Raw genomic sequence first — 17,178 nt, 5'->3', positions numbered from 1 at the left:
CCGAAACTGCTTGAACTCTATAACCCTAGTATGCAGTTAGACTGCAAGTACGCGTTTATTTGATAAGTTTCACAACAACCGTTTTCAATCGGCGCATTATCACTAACCAGCTCATATATAAGACAGTTTTCTCAACATTGAGGTCACGCTAATCATCGAAAAGCTTAAATATCATCCACCTCTAACCGCCCTGTAAACCCTAAACGCCACTGAGCAGGAGCAAGGTTAAACACCGCTTTAAATTGCTTGCGATAGACACTTTCTGAACGAAACCCAACACGACGAGCGATCTGCGCTATCGAATCATGGCTATTTTCAAGCCAATATTGGCTTGCATTTAATCGCTGATTTGTCAGCCACTCATTAAAGCTGGTGCCATAAATCGCTTTGAACTTGCGCGTAAAGGTACGGCGACTCATCGCACAACGCTCTGCAACGGTGTCTATCGTATGCTGGGTCGCTAAATCTCGTGTTAGCCCCACAACCACTTGCTCAAGCGTGCTATTGGCCCTTGGCTGCGAAGTTAAAGGAGCGGGAATGTATTGTTGCTGACCACCAAATCGAAATGGCGCGGTTACCATCAAACGCGCAACCTGATTGGCTCTTTCTATACCAATAAAACGGCGCAACAAATGGAGACAACAGTCAATCGAAGCCGCAATACCGGCAGAAGTGACGAGCTGCCCTTCATCAATAAACAGCGGCTGAGCATCAAAATTCACCCTAGGAAAGCGCTCGCGAAACGGCTCAGCGTACCCCCAATGTGTGGTGGCGGCACGGTGATCAAGCAGTCCGGTTTCTGCCAAAACAAAGGCGCCCAAGCACAGCCCAACAAGCACCGCTCCACGTTGATAAGCATTACGCAGTGCTTGCACTAATGCTGCTGGTACCTGTGGTAATGAATCCCCCCAGCCACAAATGATCACCATGTCTGCTTGTGCCAAAGGTGATAAATCCACGATTGCCTCAAGATGATAACCCGACTTTTTTGCAAGACTTGCCTGTTCAATACTGCAAACCGTAACGTCAAACACAGGCTCAGACAAAAAAGCATCTTGAAAGACCATACAAGGCACCGCAAGATGGAACAGACTAATGCCATCACCGGCAACAATGACAATACGATGTAGCGGCGAGGAGTTACGAGATAAATGAGATGATGACGTTGACATGAAAAGACTCACAGAGCAATGTTGACCCAATTCAAGCGATCTTTGTCCCCTGGGTCAATATGTAATTCGATATGATTAGCGCAGTTTCATTTAACGCAGATTGATTTGTCATGAAAATTCACCAGTTACGCAATGCCACCCTCGTTATTGAGTCCGGCAACCACGCCATTTTGATTGACCCGATGCTAAGTGCCAAAAGCGCACAGCCACCCTTTTCACTGTTTCGTGCCAAGCCTCGTCGTAATCCCACGGTAGAGCTACCAAATAATGCAAACGATATTCTCAGCAAAGTCACCCATGCGATTATTACCCATAGCCAAACATTTGGGATTCAAGCGCTACAACATACAGATCACCTAGATCAAGACGGCGAGACTTTTCTCAAAAATCGAAACATTCCCATTGCGACGCCAGCAAAAGATGCTGATTATCTGCGCCGTAAGGGGTTAGATGTTGTTTGCGATGCCACGCCCTGGCAGCGCACCGAATTTGCAGGTGGCTTTATCACAGCGATACCGGCACAACATGGTCATGGTTGGATTCACAAAGTGATGGCGAATGGGGCTGGCTTTGTTATTGCGTTATCAAATGAACCGAGCGTTTATGTGAGTGGTGATACGGTACTCACCGATGATGTCCGTCGCGCGCTCGATGAGCTAAAACCAGACATTGCCATCGTCGCCGCAGGCAACGCCAAGATGGATGTTGGCAACCCATTGTTGATGGGTGCCGATGAACTGATTGAGTTTATTCAGCGCTCGCCCGGCCAAGTGATTGCCAACCACATGGAAGCACTCAATCACTGTCACATCGACCGCACGCAGCTCAGCGCCCTCATCACCCAGTACGGGCTAGGTGATAAAGTGCTAATTCCCGCAGATGGAGAGACGCTGACCTTTGCTGAGCGAATCACTGCCTAAAACAGACAGCCCACCAAAAGGTGGGCTGTTGCATGAGTTCCTAGGAATTACCACATAAGATCGTCAGGCACTACGAAATCAGCATAAGGATCATCTTCATCAAGCGTATCTGCTTGAGGTGCGTTTTGCTCAATCACCATCGACTCATCACGCTGCGCAATTTTATTGGCAACGCTGCTTGGGATCACAGCATAACTTTCACCACTCACGGCAATAGAGAGAATACCTTTCGCCAGCTGGTCACGAATCAGTTCCGTCACATAAACCGCTTTAACCAAAGTGCCATCGGTAAAATTGTATTTAATATCGCCGTCTTTCGTATCGAGCTTATTCATCTCAATCAATTGCGCGATCTGCGCTTTGATCTCTTTATTGATTCGCTGCGCATTTTGCTGCTCGCTCAATGCTTTATCTCGCTCAGCTTGCTGTCGTTTATTCTCTTCAACTGCCGCTTTGACTTCACGAGCTTGAACGCGAGACTTTTTTGAGCCTTTTTGCGCTTTCTTCAGCTTTTTCTCATTAACAAGGCCCGCTTTTAGCATTTGCTCTTGTAGGGTCAATTTCGCCATAGTAATTCCAATGAGTGATGCTTGATGTTTGTAGTCCCTATTCTATACCCTTTCTACTTGAAGTTGCAGCGTTGTTGGCAGGCTCTCACAAACCTCATCACATTATGTATCTATGTTCACGAAGTGCTCAGAGGCTTTGTTCGTTTGCCGCCTACCTGCAACTCCAAGTTGTTTGGGTATAACCACACTCTTATATACAAACCACTTGAAACGCTTTGCGTTTTTTTAATGATTATTCGCGACTGCGCAGCAGTTGACTCAAATACGTGACCCAACCTTTGCTTTGAGCCGTTGAAACCTGAGCCTGCTCCGCTAACGCTTGAGCGCGCTTTGCTTGGTGTAGCGCGTCGTTAAGCTGATCCAGTTTATATAGGGCTCGGGTGCGAGCCAGAGCCACGTCTAGCTCTCGATCTTTAACTTGATCTAATGAGACTAATGCCGCTTGATATTGCCCTTCTTGCAACAAAATTTGCGCGTGAGGCCAGTAATACTGTGAGTCTTTCTTGGCGGCTAAAGCCCAAAATTCAGCCGCGTTACGCCACTCTTTGGCCAATTGCCAATAACTGGCTTGCTGAGCAAGTAATTTGGTGTTTTGCTGCGCGTTTTCAAGCAAAGCTAGTGTGCTTGCCGCTTGCTCAGGAATGCCACGCTTAGCGTAAAGCTGCGCCATGATGACAAAATCATTGTCTTCAAGCGCAACACCCTGCAATTGAGCCAACACATAACTGTCGAGAGCGCCAGATTCGTCACTAATACGCAATTGCAACGCCGCCAATTGACGCCACCATATTAGATGTTGAGGCTCGAGCGAGATCAATTGCTTGATTGTTACAATCGCCGCCCGCCACTGCTGCAATTCCAATTCCGCGGAAAGCTTGAGTGAAAGCGGAGGCTTGCTTAGCGCAGGTTCGATTTTCTCGTAACGTTCAATGGCATGAAGTGTTTTATCCCACACCTGCAGTTGATACTGAGACTGGGCAATGCGTAACCACAATGACGCCTCATCTTCATTCTCAGGCACATTGACAACCAAGTCATAATAGTGGGGCAACGCACGAGCAACCGCTTGCTGATTTAACAACAGATCAGCCAACATTTTTCGCGTATGCCAACCCTGTTCATCGCGAAGCTCATCGCTATTAACGGCCAATTCAAGTTGCTCAATGGCCTGTTCGGGCTGCTCATTCTGCCAATAAAAAACGCCCAGCATACGAGCAACAAATGCTTTGTCATAAGCTCGGGAGAGCTCTAACGCGCGAAGTGAATCAATCGCCGCTGCGTATTTCTCATCTTGCGCTAACTGGTGCGCTTTCTGAACGCGCGCTGCGGTATATTGCGACAACTCTACGCCTTGAGCTGCAAAGGTGAGGCTCAAACTCAGCGCCAGCATCGCCAAAAATCGCACACGGCTTACCGAGGTCAAAAAAGATAAAAAGTGGATCATTTGGCCAGTTTAAACTCCAATTTCACCGTTTGGCCGAGCTGCTCTATCGCTTTACCCTCAGCCACTTTCGGTTGATATTTCCACTTTGCCAATGCGCGCATGGCTTCTCGCTCAAAAACGCGCTTCGGCTCGGCTTCAATAATACGAATGTCTTTGGGACGACCCGTGGTATCGATAGTAAACGCGAGCACCACATGCCCTTCCAGCTTGCGCTTAAGCGCTCGCGAAGGGTAACGTGGCTCAACACGATACAGTGGCAACGCTTGTTGATTGCCCATTGTTGTCGATAAATCTGGCGCGTTTATGCCTATGCCTGCTAGGCCAGTTTCAAGCCCCAAGGCTTGGCTTGCGACCAGTGGCGTCATTGGCTCTAACGCCATATTACTCTGAGAGACAGGGGCTTGCTCGGGCACCTGAGGTGGCGTTGGCTGCTCTGGCACGCTGCGCTGACGGCGCTGAACCTGAGAGTCATTTTCCACCATCACCATGTCAAAACGCACTGGAGAGCTCGGCTCGGGCGCGCGTTGATGACCCTGATGCGTCATCCACGCCATCAAGCTAAATAACATCATGGCTGACAGCGCCGCAAAAGGCACTGCCAGAAGCATACGGATCATTACGGCGTCTCCGCCGCTAAAGCGATATTGGTCACTCCAGCACCTTTCGCCGCGTCCATCACTTTGACCACGGTGCCGTTATACGCGTGTTCGTCGGCCTGAATCACCAATGATGCGTCAGGCTGATCAAGCAATAAATGCTCGATTGTCGCTTCAACACGCTCAACATCCACCATGCGTTTATCAATGTAGATGTCGTTAGTTGCTGTAATGGCAATGAAGATCCCCGCCTCTTTTTGACTGACGACATTTGATGCCTGAGGACGGTTTACTTCCACACCAGATTCACGCACGAAAGAACTCGTAACAATGAAAAAAATCAACATGATAAAGACAATATCAAGCATCGATGTTAAATCAATTTGCGCTTCATCTTGTTTACGAGGTTGACGGCCAAGTCTCATGACTGACTCCTTAACAACTGTTCTACTTGACTCGCCTTGCGCTCACACACCTTGCTAAGTCGCGCATGAGCAAACAGGCCAGCCAATGCCGCCACCATACCCGCCATAGTTGGCAAGGTGGCTAATGAAATACCTGAAGCCATTAATTTTGGATCGCTGCTGCCTTGTGTTGCCATCACATCAAAAACCGCAATCATGCCCGTCACTGTACCCAGCAACCCGAGCATCGGACAAATCGCCACCAGCACTTTAATCGTCGATAAATGCTGATAAAGCTGCGCTTCCAGCTCACCAAGCCATTTATCGCGAATTTGCCTTGCGTACCACGAGTCATGATCGCGACGAGCCTGCCAGCGCGCTCGGTAGTCGCGCGCCAGTTTAGGATAATTCAGCAGCAAAAATAGCATGCGTTCAATGATCAGCAGCCAGCACACCATCACAACCGCCGCCAACCACCAGAGTACTTGGCCGCCTTGCTGCATAAATTGCAGCAAAGCTTGCAACCCATCTTGTTGAAAGAGGCTCAGCGAGCTGAGCGTCGACAGCGCCATTACGCTGCACTCTCAACCAAATGTGGTGTCGCCGCGTCATTTTCCGCCAACTCCGCGACCATACCAATACCTTGTTTTTCCAAAATATTGCGAATACTTTCCGCCTGACTACTTAAAATGTTATGGACCAATAGCAACGGCATTGCTGCAATCAGGCCAAGCACGGTTGTCACCAAGGCCATGGAAATGCCCCCTGCCATCACTTTCGGATCGCCATTGCCAAACTGAGTGATCACCTGGAAGGTTTCAATCATTCCCGTTACGGTGCCAAGTAGACCAAGCATCGGCGCTAAAGCCGCCAAAAGTTTGAGCATTGAAAGCCCTTTTTCAAGACCGTTTTGCTCATCGACCACAGCTTCAAGCAAACGCAGTTCAAGCGCTTCAACCGTGCGGTGTTGCCCTTTTTGCTTGTCTTTTTGATAAACCGCCAAAATGCGACCAAGTGGGTTGTTCCCGGGCTGTTCTGGCTGCTTTAATTGCGCTGCAATTTTAGCGCGGGCGCTTACCAGCAATAAACCACGCACTAGACCAATCATTAAGCCCACCAAAAGCAGACCGATGATCACATTACCTACCATTCCGCCTGCGGCCAAACGGTCTTTCAGAGTTGGCGTCAACGCCAATTGAGACAGCAGCACACCTCGAGACGGGTCAACTTGCGCCGTAACGAGAGCGCCGGTTGCCACCGAATCAGCAATCGCTGCGGTGGTGATCCCTTGCGGCTGTTTGGCATAGAGCATGGCTTGAGCTTTGCCGCTGTGCCAATCCAAATAACCTTCGTCATTTAATAGGCCGATAGCGCCGAGACGCTGTACCTGTTGAGTGTTTCGCTCACCAGTGCCGTCAACCACATTCACCATAACCGGCTCAATAACGCGGCTCGATTCAATATGAGTTTGCATCGCACGCCACATTGCATTGAGCTGTGCTAAGGTGGGCAGCGTCTTCGCGGCAACAATCTCATTCAGCGAGTGCTGCGATTGTGCGTTATTAATCCCCACCACACTCTCGCTCAATTCAGTTTGAATTGATTTCGCATTTTGGCGTACGACACCAAACAATTCACCAAGGCTGCCGGTCTCAAGTCGAAGCTGCTCTTCACGTTTAGCCAGTGTTGCCTCATTGCGAGTAAATTGCGCTGCTAAATCATCGGCTTCTTTTTGCAATTTTGCGCGCTCTGCATTTAATGCCGCGTGCAATTGTTTACGCTCTTGCTCTGTCTGTTTAAACGCCGCTTCTCGCTGTTTGTTGAGCGCGCTTTGCGTTGAACTGGCTTGCTGCGCCTTGGTTGGTAGCGCCGAAATGGATTCCGCAACAACCAAGCTTGGCATGGCCGTCATTGCTAATGCCGCCGTCAGCGCAAAGGCTCGCTTGTACATGTTCAGATTGCGTGAAACCGCTCGATGGGAAGAAAAAGGGATCATCACTGGTATCCTATGGCTGAGTGGTCGCGTGCGCGGTGATAGAAAGGGGTAGCTCAAGCAAACTTGGCGCAACCTGTTGCGCTGCCACAGCAAACGCCTGATCTAATTGCGGCTTAAAACTTGAGTCCAGTGCTACCCAGCGTTTTTTATCCGCTTGCCAATGCCAAAATTGCTCCCCCGAGAGTGAACGTGCGACAAAAGCGATGCGGCCAAGATAAAAGAGATCCGCTTCAATGGTTTTGTCATCCAGCGCCACCTGCCCTTGATAGACACCTAATTTGGTGCCGTAATCCATCTCAATTTGGTACGCTTCAAGAATACGACGAAACTTCTCAGCATCCGCCACATCAGCGCGATGCATCATCGCTTGCAGCTTATCCAATCGCTGCAAACGCGAATCTATCTTAATCGGGCGATCTTGCTCAATAGACACTTTAAGCTCTGCTAGCATCTGATACATCAAAGGCACAACACCTTGGCGAGTTTTGGCAATATCATTAATTTGCTGGTCAAGACTGGCGACTTCGGCATTTTGGCTGGCAACCAACGCAGCAAGATGATCGCGATAGATCTCGAGATTACGTACCTCTTCTTGCAACTGTTCAATTTCGGCGTTCAACACCAGCGTTTTTTCTGCGCTTTTGTCCACGCGCGATTGACTGTTCGCTTGCGCTTGATGACTCGCAGATTGAATGGTTTGCGCGCGGCCAAGCTCATTGGCGTTGGCCACCGAGAGCGCGGCGCAAGCAAGTATCGCAGCACTGGGGTTAAGTAATTTCATCGTCTTTCGTCTTAATGCGTTATTAGCGTAACAAAGCCATCATTGGGTTTGCCGTCTGTCGTTAATGCCTGTCACTTCACTGCCAAGCAGTGAATGAAGCATTACATCGCAAGGTAGGTTTTGGGTGCAATCTGACTTGGCATCATCGTCAAGTGAGATAAGTGAGAACCATTAGCATTTGCATTATATTTACAATCTTGTCTTTGTAAATAGGCCCGAAGAGATAACGGTTATTCTGTGGCTATTTTGCGCTCTGCTTTTTGTCTTAATATCGTGACGCCCCGTCACTGAAATTTTTTACCACACTGAAGTTGAGCACAATTGCCGCGCGCTTAGCTCACAATCGATATCAAATTCCCACTCTACTGTCGACAGGTCCCACTATGAGTAATGTGCTTATCATTAATGGCCACCAGCCCTACCCATTTTCAGAAGGAAAGCTCAATGCGAGCTTGGTTGAATTAGCTGAACGCCTATTGCGCGCTCGCGGGTATGACATTCGAATCACCACTGTTGCTCAGGGGTGGAACATAGAGCAAGAATTGGAAAATCATCAATGGGCGGATGTTGTGCTGTTGCAAACACCAACCAATTGGATGACGGTGCCTTGGCTCCTCAAACAGTATATGGATGAAGTCTATACCGCGGGCATGGGAGGCGCACTATGCAATGGTGATGGCCGCATGCCTAGCGAACCCAAAGCACATTATGGCGAAGGGGGAACGTTAAACGGCAAACGTTATATGTTATCACTGACCTTCAACGCCCCCGCCGAAGCGTTCAACGACCAAAATGAATATTTATTTCAAGGCAAAAGCGTTGATGATCTTTGGTTTCCTATTCATATGAACTTTCGCTTTTTTGGCATGCAAGGATTGCCCACATTCGCGTGTCATGATGTGATGAAAAACCCTGAGATTGAAAGCGATCTTGCGCGATTTGAAGCGCACATCAATTGGGTACTTTAAGGATTCAATTGAAGCCATTGCGGTGGAACGTCAGTGAGCTCACGCGCTTTTTTGGGGACTGAAAACATGCTATCAACCTATAAAGCTATGCGTTGCAGGCAAGCGGTAATGAGGTTTATGAGAGCCAGCCCCTTAGTTTGAAACGAAAAGCCCGGCAATTTAAAGTGGAAAAGGGATCAGGTAATTCCTACGCTGCGCTTGGCGGCATTTAGGTATATAGTCCTGTCAAAACGATATAAAAAGACAGGGAACAGCGATGGCAAATTTAATCATCGGACACCGCGGCGTAAAGGGGCACTACCCCGAAAACACGCAAGTGAGCGTGCAAGCGGCCATTGATATGGGGTTACAGTGGGTTGAGGTGGATATTCAACCGACTCTGGACGGCGAGTTAGTCGTGTGCCATGACCACACCGTCAACCGTTGCAGTAATGGTCGAGGTCGCGTCGACGCGCACACGTTAGTGCAGTTGCAACAGCTTGACTTTGGCGCTTGGTTCGCGCCCACTTTTGCTGGCGAGCCGATTATGACGCTCGCCACTTTACTCAATCTTGCGCAGCAGCACCATTTACATCTCAATCTTGAAATTAAGGTTGATCAGCAAAACGTGACAGAGGTGGTGACACGATTAAAGCAGCAATTGGATTTATCTGGATTACCGACAGACCAGTTCGTACTGTCAAGTTTTAGCCACGACATGATTCGCTCGCTGCACCAGCACTGTTCTGGCTATCGGCTTGGCGTACTCAGCGAGCGATTGCGCCACAGCGATCGAGCCCTCCTTAAAGAAGTTAACGCCTTTTCTTGCCATTTGAACCAGCGCTGGATTCGCCAGGCCCATATTGATGAGTTAAAGCTTGCGGGCTACCAAGTGTGGTGTTACACGGTCAATCAACCCCAAAAATTCAAATACTTAAATCAGGTTGATGCCGTTTTTAGTGATTTCCCTGAGCGCTTTTCGGTTCAATAACCACGCGCCACACTTCCCGTGTGGCGCAGCCTCTCAAGCGCGAATTGAAATCGGGGTTCCACGTTTAACCATACGCAAGAACTCGTCCATTTCCCGATTGGTGATCGCGATACAGCCATTGGTCCAATCAACGTTTTTCATCTGCGCAGGCAACTCTTGGATTCCGTTGGGCAGCCCATGAATTTTGATGTCACCGCCAGGAGAGACGCCGCGAAGCTGCGCGGATTGTGCATCTTGCGCATTGGGGTAAGTGATGTGCATTGAACGATAGTATGCAGAGTTATTCATCACAAAATCCAAGGTGTAATGCCCTTCAGGGGTTCGGTTGTCCCCCTCCTGACGTTTGTGGCCTTTTGGCGCTTTACCTAATGCGATGTGATACTCCCGCACGACTTTGTCACCATCAAAAAGGTACATTCGGCGCTCTGATTTAACCACTTCGACGCGATCCACCGCCCAACATGGTGCACTAAGCCCCAGACTCAATAACGCCAACCACACCAGTTTTTTTTTCATTGCTGCAACGCCTCACTGTTAGCCTGTCGCAAAGTCCAGCGGATAGTAACGCAACCGCGACAAAAGCGTTATATACAAGCGATCACTCTGCTCAGACGCTGCTATTCACACCCACAACTCTCGAATACTGACTATGTTCAAGGAAGCGTTGTTCTTATACCCAAGTCTCCAGGGTATCAATCCAAATTGCTCAAGGCAAAATCTGACGTAAAACAGCCCCTATTCGGAGAGCGGCAATGGCTTACACGGTTTTGGCATTTTCACTAGTAGAGTATCAAACGCGCTTAGCAAAAGTGCGCGCGCGAATGATAGAACATGAACTGGATGTGTTGATCGTGCACGATCCTGCGAATATGTGTTGGTTAACGGGCTACAACAGTTGGTCCTTTTATGTTCCTCAGTGTGTCGTTGTGACTCATTATGGTGAGCCACTTTGGTTTGGTCGAGAAATGGATGCGGCGGGTGCCAAACGCACTTGCTATCTCGAGCCACACAACATCACCAGCTACCCAGACGCTTATGTCATGAACCCGCCGCTGCATCCGATGGATTATCTTGCTCAACGGGTATTAATGCCTCGGGATTGGCATTGCGGTCGAATTGGTGTCGAAAAAGACAACTATTACTTTAGCGCGGCCGCTTACGACGCTCTTTGGCATAGCCTACCCAAATGCGAACTGCTTGATGCTACTGGACTTGTAAATCAATGCCGCGCCATTAAATCGCCCCAAGAGCTCATCTACCTTGATCATGCTGCTCGGATTGTTGAACAGATGCACTACATCGCCTTTGAACTGATAGACGTGGGTCTGCCAAAACACCATCTTGTGGCTGAAATACAGCGTCAAGCGACACTTGGAGTCGACGACCATTTCGGCGACTATCCTTCCATTGTGCCGCTACTGCCTTCCGGCACCGAGTCCTGCGCGCCCCACCTGACATGGGATGAACGCGCTTTTCGCCGCGGAGAAGGCACTTGCCTTGAAATAGCCGGAGTCCATCGCCGTTATCACAGTCCGCTATGCCGCACGATTTTTCTCGGTGAGCCACCGTCCTTTTTTCTTCGCGCCGACGATGCGCTAAATCGCGGTTTAGAGGCGGGAATCGAAGTTGCCAAACCCGGCAATACCTGCGCAGACATCGCCAACGCGCTTAACGCCATTTTAGATAAAGCCGGCTTTTCTCGCCGCGATACCCGTTGCGGCTACTCCGTGGGGCTTAGCTATCCACCCGATTGGGGAGAGCACACTATGAGCTTGCGCGCCAGCGACCATACTGTTCTAGAACCGGGCATGGTGTTTCATTTTATGCCAGGCCTATGGCGTGATGATTGGGGTCTTGAAACAACAGAAAGCATTGTGATCACCGAGCATGGTGCCAAACCACTGTGTGATTACCCGCGCCATTTGTTTGTCAAAAAATAAACCGCCCTCGTAAGCTGAGATAACACAGAGCTTGCAGATGCTGGTGAGGAATAATTTTCGACACAGTAAGCAATTGCCAACTAGGATTTATACGAGCGCGTTTGCAAGGGGAATTTATGGGATCCATGTCAGAGCAACAACGTCAGCGAGAACACGAGATCCACAGTGCACTCCAATGCAGCGGTCTGTGGCACGAAAGTGCTTATATAAACGGGCGTTGGTGCCAAAATGAATGTACTTTTCCTGTTAATAACCCTGCCACGGGAACGCAACTGGGTTTAGTAACTGCCTTGGACAAAGAGCAAGTTGATGAGGCGATTGAGGGCGCAGCACATGCCTTTAAAACGTGGCGAGACATGAGCGCCGAAGCTCGTGGCGACATTTTAAACCGTTGGCATACGCTCATTCTCGAACATCAAGACGAGCTGGCTCGCATCATGGTGCTTGAACAAGGCAAAACACTTAGTGAAGCGCAAGGTGAAATCGCTTACGGCGCCTCATTTGTACATTGGTTCGCCGAAGAGGGTAAGCGCGCGTATGGCGAAACGATGCCAAGCCACATCCCTAACGCTCAATTAATGACGTTTCGCGAACCCATTGGCGTTGCAGCGCTGATTACGCCATGGAATTTTCCCAGCGCCATGATAACGCGCAAAGCGGCTGCAGCGATGGCCATTGGTTGCACTGTGATTGTTAAACCCGCAGAAGAAACGCCGTTTTCGGCACTGGCATTAGCTCATCTTGCGGACATGGCAGGCATACCCGCCGGCGTATTTAATGTTGTCACCGGGGAGCCGAAAATGATTGCAGAGCAATTGTGCCATTCGACTCTTGTTCAAGCCCTCTCATTCACCGGGTCCACCCGTGTCGGACGATTGCTCCTCAGTGAGGCCGCCAATGGCATCAAAAAATGCGCGATGGAGCTCGGTGGCAATGCACCTTTTATTGTGCTTGAACAAGGCGATCTTAACTTCGCAGTGCAGCAAGCCGTGGCGGCCAAGTTTCAAACCTCAGGTCAAGACTGTCTTGCTGCGAATCGAATCTTCGTGCCCAGAGCTCAATATGAAGGCTTTTTACAGCGTTTTTCTCACCTTATGGCACAACTTAACGTGGGAGATGGCCTAGAGGCGAACGTTGACCTTGGCCCGCTCATCAATCGCGCCGCAGTTGAAAAAGCGCATCAATTGGTTCATGACGCATTAGACAAAGGAGCTCGATTGGTTGCAGGGTATCAACCCGATGATCAATCGCTCTTTTTTATGCCAACACTGCTTGCTGACATTACGCCAGAGATGCGTGTCTACCGCGAAGAAAATTTCTGCCCTGTCGCAGGTGTCATCGCTTACGACTCGCTTGATGAGGTACTCACTATGTCGAACGACACCGAATACGGCTTAGCCGCGTATGTGTATGGTGATCACCTGCCTAGTGTGTGGCGCTGCATTCATGCACTCAATGTCGGAATGGTCAGTGTCAATTCCGTCAAGATGACCGGACATCCGATCCCGTTTGGTGGCACGAAACAATCCGGACTCGGCCGTGAAGGCAGTCGTCATGGCTTCGATGATTTTAGTGAGTTGAAATATTGCTGCTTGGGTAACGTTTACGACACCTCACCGTAATAAGCACTCACCAAGAATTTCTGTTTACAACTCATCATTCAAGGAGACGGCATGGATCAACATACCAAAACGCTGTTAGATATTGACAGAGAAACGGTCTTTCACGCATCGACCCATTTAAGCCAATACGCCGACGGTCAGGTACCCGGACGTGTCATTGCCAGTGGTAAAGGGATACGCATTACAGATAACGCAGGCGAAGAGCTGATTGACGGCTTTGCCGGACTGTATTGCGTCAACATAGGCTATGGCCGTCAAGAGATGGCTGACGCCATTTATGACCAAGCCAAGGCTTTGGCTTATTACCACACCTATGTTGGCCACACCAATGAAGCACTCGTTCGACTCTCGCAACGATTGATTGAAATGGCGCCCAATAACATGAGTAAAGTGTACTATGGGCTCTCTGGCAGTGACGCAAATGAAACTCAGCTAAAACTGGTTTGGTATTACAATAATGTACTGGGACGGCGAGAAAAAAAGAAAATCATTTCTCGCGATCGCGGTTACCACGGCTCTAGCATTGCCTCCGGTTCGCTAACCGGCTTGCCGCTGTTCCACGCGCATTTTGATTTGCCGATTGAACGCATCAAACACACTATCGCCCCTTATTATTATCGCCGCATTGACGATGCCATGAGTGAGCAAGAATTTTCCGCCTACTGCGCGGAAAAGCTTGAAGAGCTGATTTTGGCCGAAGGCGCTGAGACCATTGCCGCGATGATTGCTGAGCCGGTACTGGGCACCGGAGGAATTGTGCCACCGCCTGAAGGCTATTGGGCCGCCATTCGTGACGTATTAGACAAATACGATATTTTGCTGATCGCCGATGAGGTGGTGTGCGGTTTTGGTCGAATTGGCAGCGCTTTTGGCTCGCTTTATTACCAAATGAAGCCGGATCTTATTACAGTCGCAAAAGGACTGACATCCGCCTACATGCCTCTTTCTGGCGTTATGGTCAGCGACAAAGTTTGGCAAACGTTAAGAGATGGCACCGATGAGTGGGGAGCTTTTGGGCATGGGTATACTTATTCTGGTCACCCACTTGGCGCTGCTGCGGCCAATTGCAATCTCGATATCATCGAGCGTGAGCATTTGATAACCCATTCTGCAACCACGGGGGCCTATCTGCAGCAACGAATGGCAGAAACCTTTGCCCAGCATCCTTTGGTGGGAGACACTCGAGGTATAGGGATGCTGCATGCGCTCGAGTTCAGCCCTGATCCCGCGCGGCGCGCGCTGTTTGACCCTAGCTTAAAAGTCGGCCCTTTAGTTGCTGCAGAGTGTTTAAAATTAGGTCTGATTGCACGCGCAATGCCCCATGGTGATATCCTGGGTTTTGCTCCTCCTCTTGTGGCAACACGCCAGCACATTGACTTGATTGTCGAGATCACTCGCCAAGCGGTAGACAACACGCTCGATGCATTGATTCGTCAAGGCGTTAGCATTCGCTGATCCTCGTGCCGAAGGCAGTCAACCCCTATGGCCGCCTTCGGTAAGATTGAATTTAACCAAGCTATACCCGTCCGACTTCAATTAGCATTAAGGTTACTTATCAATAAAGTTGCAGTATCATCATGGCTTCTTCACGCCACTCAGCCTTTGTATGCTTCAAAAATTCGAACTTTTTATTCCTGTCGGGGTGCGCTTTGCGCTGCTTTCTGCGCTCGGCTTCGCCTTAATGTCTGCGTGCGTCAAATACGTCAGCCTCTATGGTATTCCGGTGTTTGAAATTGTCGCGGCGAGGGCCTTAGTCTCGCTCATCCTTAGCTATCTTGACGTTAAGCGTAAAGGCATTTCCATTTGGGGTAATAACAAACCGCTGCTGTTTGCACGCGGCGCGGTAGGCACTCTTGCTTTAATGTGTGTCTACTATGCGGTCACCACACTGCCCTTAGCTGAAGCGACCATCTTGCAGTACGTTCATCCGGTTTTCACAGCCTTACTGGGATGGCTAGTGCTAAAAGAGCGGATACAAATGTCCACAGTTGGCTGCATCCTTCTATGCTTAATCGGCCTTAGTCTCATCATTCAGCCAAGCTTGGCGCAATATCAGCAAAATGTCGATTCTGCTACCTCTTTACCGTTAACCAGTGTGCTCGTTGCCCTGCTTGGCGCTTTTGGTAGTGCCATCGCTTATGTGATTGTTCGTAGACTCAGTCGCAGCGAAGACGCCTCAGTGATCATATTTTATTTTCCACTGGTCGCCCTACCAACATCGCTGCTCTTTGTTTCGCAGCATTTTGTCATGCCGAGCTTGTATTTAACGCTAATGCTGGTTCTGGTGGGCGTATTTACTCAAATTGGCCAATACGGTCTGACGATGGCGATGCGAACCCAGCAAGCCGGTCAAGCGTCTGCTTACTCTTATGTGCAAATTGTGTTTGCATCGCTCATTGGCGTTATGGTGTTTAATGAAGTACCCACTCTTTGGACTTTCCTTGGTGGCGGTTTTATTATCACTGGCGCCCTGTTTAATGTGTTTGGCGATAATCTTATTCAACGTCTGCGGCGCTAAGCGGTAGGCTCATGAGGGGGCTTGGTTTTTTCTTTCACCAGCCCCTCACCTGAGCGCAGTAACATGGCAAGAAGATCTTGATCATTAATAGACTCCCCAGCCAAAATTGCGGCGAGGATTTCACTACCAAAAAGCTGTGGCGAGAGCACCACATCGGCTTTGACCTGCTTGACCTTGTGCATGTTTTTCGCATCATTAACGGCAATCACCGTCTTAATGTCAGGAGAAAACTCTTTCACCGATAGAATCACAAAAGCATTATTGGCGTCATTGTCGGTTAGTGCAAGCACAGCTAAGCAGTTTTCCATTCCCGCTTCTTCAAGCAAGTCGCCATCGGTATAGTCACCAGACAACAAATCCAGCTCCATACCCACCCGCTGCTCGATTAGCGGAAATTTATCCTCATCTTCGAGTGTCAATACCGTGACATGCATGCCCCGTTTTTTAAGCTTTAGAATGGTGCTCACCGCCAAAACGGACGTACCACAGACGATAAAATGATTTTTTCTTTCCATGGCTCGAGGCGCTCCTTTCAGTAATTTGGTTAAACCACCGGACAGCATTGGACCAAAAATAGTGGTCAGTGACGTTGCAAAGACCGTGATGCCAGCAACGATGATCGACACGGTAAACAAACGTGCCGCTTGCGTTTGAGGAATAATGTCGCCATAACCCACCGTGGTCATGGTCACCATCGAAAAATAAAACGCGTCGGTTAAATCGGTAATTTTGGGCTTAAACCCCGCCCCAAAATAGAGTGCGCCGTAGGTAGAATAAAAAAGCAGCACGATGAAGCTTATCGCGGCAAAAATGCCCCCAGCGGTGGCGCTTGAACGGCTAAAATCCGCAGTAAAGACAATAAGAAAGACCAAAGTGCCTAAGGACCAGTAGAGGTATTCGGTAAATTCAAGTAGTACATGCCACGTAAAGGCAATCACTATCATTAAAAGGGCGATACTCACCGCCCATGCCACTCTGGCGCGAAACAGCAAACCCACTGCACTCAGCATCAAGCAGACGCCGAGCAACAACCATGGACCATTCGCCGCGCTGGTCCAATCTATCTGCTCAATCGCTTGAATATCGAAAAGCTGCCCAAGGCTCGATACCGTTCCCCACACAGAACGAACAATAAAAAGCCCATCAAGAAACACCGCCACAGCGACAAGATAGTGACGAAGCTCCATCCAAAAATTGAACAAGCGTGGGCCTATTGAGATAAATACCGCCCAAAGTGCTGAGCGCTTAGTCACCATTATGCCATTCCACAATCAACGG

At 49.3% G+C, this 17,178-nt stretch carries 17 protein-coding genes; 7 read left to right on the top strand and 10 right to left on the bottom strand.

Annotation, left to right across the window (positions count from 1 at the left end; genetic code table 11):
• Nucleotides 1-164: 164 nt before the first annotated feature.
• Nucleotides 165-1,172: a GlxA family transcriptional regulator gene (locus HGP28_RS04125; RefSeq protein WP_168835188.1), complete on the bottom strand. Its 1,008-nt coding sequence runs from the start codon at nucleotides 1,170-1,172 to the stop codon at nucleotides 165-167.
• A 110-nt stretch (nucleotides 1,173-1,282) separates the two neighbouring features.
• Here HGP28_RS04125 and HGP28_RS04120 point away from each other — a divergent pair, with 110 nt between their 5' ends.
• Entirely contained in the window at nucleotides 1,283-2,092 is an 810-nt protein-coding gene (locus HGP28_RS04120; RefSeq protein ID WP_168835187.1) for an MBL fold metallo-hydrolase, read from the top strand.
• 47 nt (nucleotides 2,093-2,139) lie between these two features.
• On the opposite strand, the gene HGP28_RS04115 is transcribed toward HGP28_RS04120, so the two are convergent.
• The 7 genes from HGP28_RS04115 to HGP28_RS04085 form a co-directional block, all read right to left on the bottom strand.
• The gene (locus HGP28_RS04115) at nucleotides 2,140-2,661 is read right to left on the bottom strand and encodes a DUF2058 domain-containing protein (protein WP_168835186.1); all 522 of its coding nucleotides are present in this window, start codon (nucleotides 2,659-2,661) and stop codon (nucleotides 2,140-2,142) included.
• 232 nt (nucleotides 2,662-2,893) lie between these two features.
• Entirely contained in the window at nucleotides 2,894-4,105 is a 1,212-nt protein-coding gene (locus HGP28_RS04110; RefSeq protein WP_343033797.1) for a tetratricopeptide repeat protein, read from the bottom strand.
• Nucleotides 4,102-4,722, bottom strand: coding sequence for an energy transducer TonB (locus HGP28_RS04105; protein ID WP_168835185.1), 621 nt, complete (start codon nucleotides 4,720-4,722; stop codon nucleotides 4,102-4,104). The genes HGP28_RS04110 and HGP28_RS04105 overlap by 4 nt, the downstream gene beginning before the upstream one ends.
• Entirely contained in the window at nucleotides 4,722-5,126 is a 405-nt protein-coding gene (locus HGP28_RS04100) for an ExbD/TolR family protein (RefSeq protein ID WP_168835184.1), read from the bottom strand. The genes HGP28_RS04105 and HGP28_RS04100 overlap by 1 nt, the downstream gene beginning before the upstream one ends.
• A complete protein-coding gene (locus tag HGP28_RS04095) occupies nucleotides 5,123-5,677 on the bottom strand; it encodes a MotA/TolQ/ExbB proton channel family protein (protein WP_168835183.1) in 555 nt (184 codons plus the stop codon). Before HGP28_RS04095 ends, HGP28_RS04100 begins: the two co-directional genes overlap by 4 nt.
• A complete protein-coding gene (locus HGP28_RS04090; RefSeq protein ID WP_168835314.1) occupies nucleotides 5,677-7,017 on the bottom strand; it encodes a MotA/TolQ/ExbB proton channel family protein in 1,341 nt (446 codons plus the stop codon). The genes HGP28_RS04095 and HGP28_RS04090 overlap by 1 nt, the downstream gene beginning before the upstream one ends.
• 94 nt (nucleotides 7,018-7,111) lie before the next feature.
• The gene (locus HGP28_RS04085; RefSeq protein ID WP_168835182.1) at nucleotides 7,112-7,882 is read right to left on the bottom strand and encodes a DUF3450 domain-containing protein; all 771 of its coding nucleotides are present in this window, start codon (nucleotides 7,880-7,882) and stop codon (nucleotides 7,112-7,114) included.
• A 383-nt stretch (nucleotides 7,883-8,265) separates the two neighbouring features.
• Here HGP28_RS04085 and HGP28_RS04080 point away from each other — a divergent pair, with 383 nt between their 5' ends.
• Both HGP28_RS04080 and HGP28_RS04075 read left to right on the top strand, forming a co-directional pair.
• Nucleotides 8,266-8,850 carry an NAD(P)H-dependent oxidoreductase gene (locus HGP28_RS04080; protein ID WP_168835181.1) on the top strand — a complete coding sequence of 195 codons (585 nt, stop codon included), beginning with the start codon at nucleotides 8,266-8,268 and terminating at the stop codon, nucleotides 8,848-8,850.
• A gap of 256 nt (nucleotides 8,851-9,106) precedes the next feature.
• Complete coding sequence (locus HGP28_RS04075; RefSeq protein ID WP_168835180.1) at nucleotides 9,107-9,820, top strand: glycerophosphodiester phosphodiesterase family protein; 714 nt, start codon at nucleotides 9,107-9,109, stop codon at nucleotides 9,818-9,820.
• Nucleotides 9,821-9,853: 33 nt separating this feature from the next.
• Here the strand turns inward: HGP28_RS04075 and HGP28_RS04070 are convergent, their stop codons facing one another.
• The gene (locus HGP28_RS04070; protein WP_168835179.1) at nucleotides 9,854-10,336 is read right to left on the bottom strand and encodes a L,D-transpeptidase family protein; all 483 of its coding nucleotides are present in this window, start codon (nucleotides 10,334-10,336) and stop codon (nucleotides 9,854-9,856) included.
• Nucleotides 10,337-10,572: 236 nt separating this feature from the next.
• Here HGP28_RS04070 and HGP28_RS04065 point away from each other — a divergent pair, with 236 nt between their 5' ends.
• The 4 genes from HGP28_RS04065 (at nucleotide 10,573) to HGP28_RS04050 (ending at nucleotide 15,900) form a co-directional block, all read left to right on the top strand.
• A complete protein-coding gene (locus HGP28_RS04065; protein ID WP_168835178.1) occupies nucleotides 10,573-11,760 on the top strand; it encodes a M24 family metallopeptidase in 1,188 nt (395 codons plus the stop codon).
• 125 nt (nucleotides 11,761-11,885) lie between these two features.
• Entirely contained in the window at nucleotides 11,886-13,382 is a 1,497-nt protein-coding gene (locus tag HGP28_RS04060) for an NAD-dependent succinate-semialdehyde dehydrogenase (protein WP_246225560.1), read from the top strand.
• A gap of 51 nt (nucleotides 13,383-13,433) precedes the next feature.
• A complete protein-coding gene (locus HGP28_RS04055; protein WP_168835176.1) occupies nucleotides 13,434-14,837 on the top strand; it encodes an aminotransferase in 1,404 nt (467 codons plus the stop codon).
• A 151-nt stretch (nucleotides 14,838-14,988) separates the two neighbouring features.
• Nucleotides 14,989-15,900, top strand: a complete 912-nt coding sequence (locus HGP28_RS04050) for a DMT family transporter (protein ID WP_168835175.1) — start codon at nucleotides 14,989-14,991, stop codon at nucleotides 15,898-15,900.
• Here HGP28_RS04050 and kch read toward each other — a convergent pair.
• A complete protein-coding gene (kch, locus tag HGP28_RS04045) occupies nucleotides 15,897-17,156 on the bottom strand; it encodes a voltage-gated potassium channel protein (protein ID WP_168835174.1) in 1,260 nt (419 codons plus the stop codon). The two genes, HGP28_RS04050 and kch, sit on opposite strands and share 4 nt — an antisense overlap.
• Nucleotides 17,157-17,178 lie beyond the last annotated feature (22 nt).

This window comes from Vibrio agarilyticus (assembly GCF_012641465.1).
Classification (GTDB): Bacteria; Pseudomonadota; Gammaproteobacteria; order Enterobacterales; family Vibrionaceae; genus Vibrio; species Vibrio agarilyticus.
This window is presented reverse-complemented; position numbering and strand designations above follow the sequence as displayed.

Coding starts and splice junctions, on each gene's coding strand:
- HGP28_RS04125 (WP_168835188.1), bottom strand. CDS start 1,172: ATGTCAACGTCATCATCTCATTTATCTCGTAACTCCTCGCCGCTACAT.
- HGP28_RS04120 (WP_168835187.1), top strand. CDS start 1,283: ATGAAAATTCACCAGTTACGCAATGCCACCCTCGTTATTGAGTCCGGC.
- HGP28_RS04115 (WP_168835186.1), bottom strand. CDS start 2,661: ATGGCGAAATTGACCCTACAAGAGCAAATGCTAAAAGCGGGCCTTGTT.
- HGP28_RS04110 (WP_343033797.1), bottom strand. CDS start 4,105: ATGATCCACTTTTTATCTTTTTTGACCTCGGTAAGCCGTGTGCGATTT.
- HGP28_RS04105 (WP_168835185.1), bottom strand. CDS start 4,722: ATGATCCGTATGCTTCTGGCAGTGCCTTTTGCGGCGCTGTCAGCCATG.
- HGP28_RS04100 (WP_168835184.1), bottom strand. CDS start 5,126: ATGAGACTTGGCCGTCAACCTCGTAAACAAGATGAAGCGCAAATTGAT.
- HGP28_RS04095 (WP_168835183.1), bottom strand. CDS start 5,677: ATGGCGCTGTCGACGCTCAGCTCGCTGAGCCTCTTTCAACAAGATGGG.
- HGP28_RS04090 (WP_168835314.1), bottom strand. CDS start 7,017: ATGACGGCCATGCCAAGCTTGGTTGTTGCGGAATCCATTTCGGCGCTA.
- HGP28_RS04085 (WP_168835182.1), bottom strand. CDS start 7,882: ATGAAATTACTTAACCCCAGTGCTGCGATACTTGCTTGCGCCGCGCTC.
- HGP28_RS04080 (WP_168835181.1), top strand. CDS start 8,266: ATGAGTAATGTGCTTATCATTAATGGCCACCAGCCCTACCCATTTTCA.
- HGP28_RS04075 (WP_168835180.1), top strand. CDS start 9,107: ATGGCAAATTTAATCATCGGACACCGCGGCGTAAAGGGGCACTACCCC.
- HGP28_RS04070 (WP_168835179.1), bottom strand. CDS start 10,336: ATGAAAAAAAAACTGGTGTGGTTGGCGTTATTGAGTCTGGGGCTTAGT.
- HGP28_RS04065 (WP_168835178.1), top strand. CDS start 10,573: ATGGCTTACACGGTTTTGGCATTTTCACTAGTAGAGTATCAAACGCGC.
- HGP28_RS04060 (WP_246225560.1), top strand. CDS start 11,886: ATGTCAGAGCAACAACGTCAGCGAGAACACGAGATCCACAGTGCACTC.
- HGP28_RS04055 (WP_168835176.1), top strand. CDS start 13,434: ATGGATCAACATACCAAAACGCTGTTAGATATTGACAGAGAAACGGTC.
- HGP28_RS04050 (WP_168835175.1), top strand. CDS start 14,989: ATGCTTCAAAAATTCGAACTTTTTATTCCTGTCGGGGTGCGCTTTGCG.
- kch (WP_168835174.1), bottom strand. CDS start 17,156: ATGGTGACTAAGCGCTCAGCACTTTGGGCGGTATTTATCTCAATAGGC.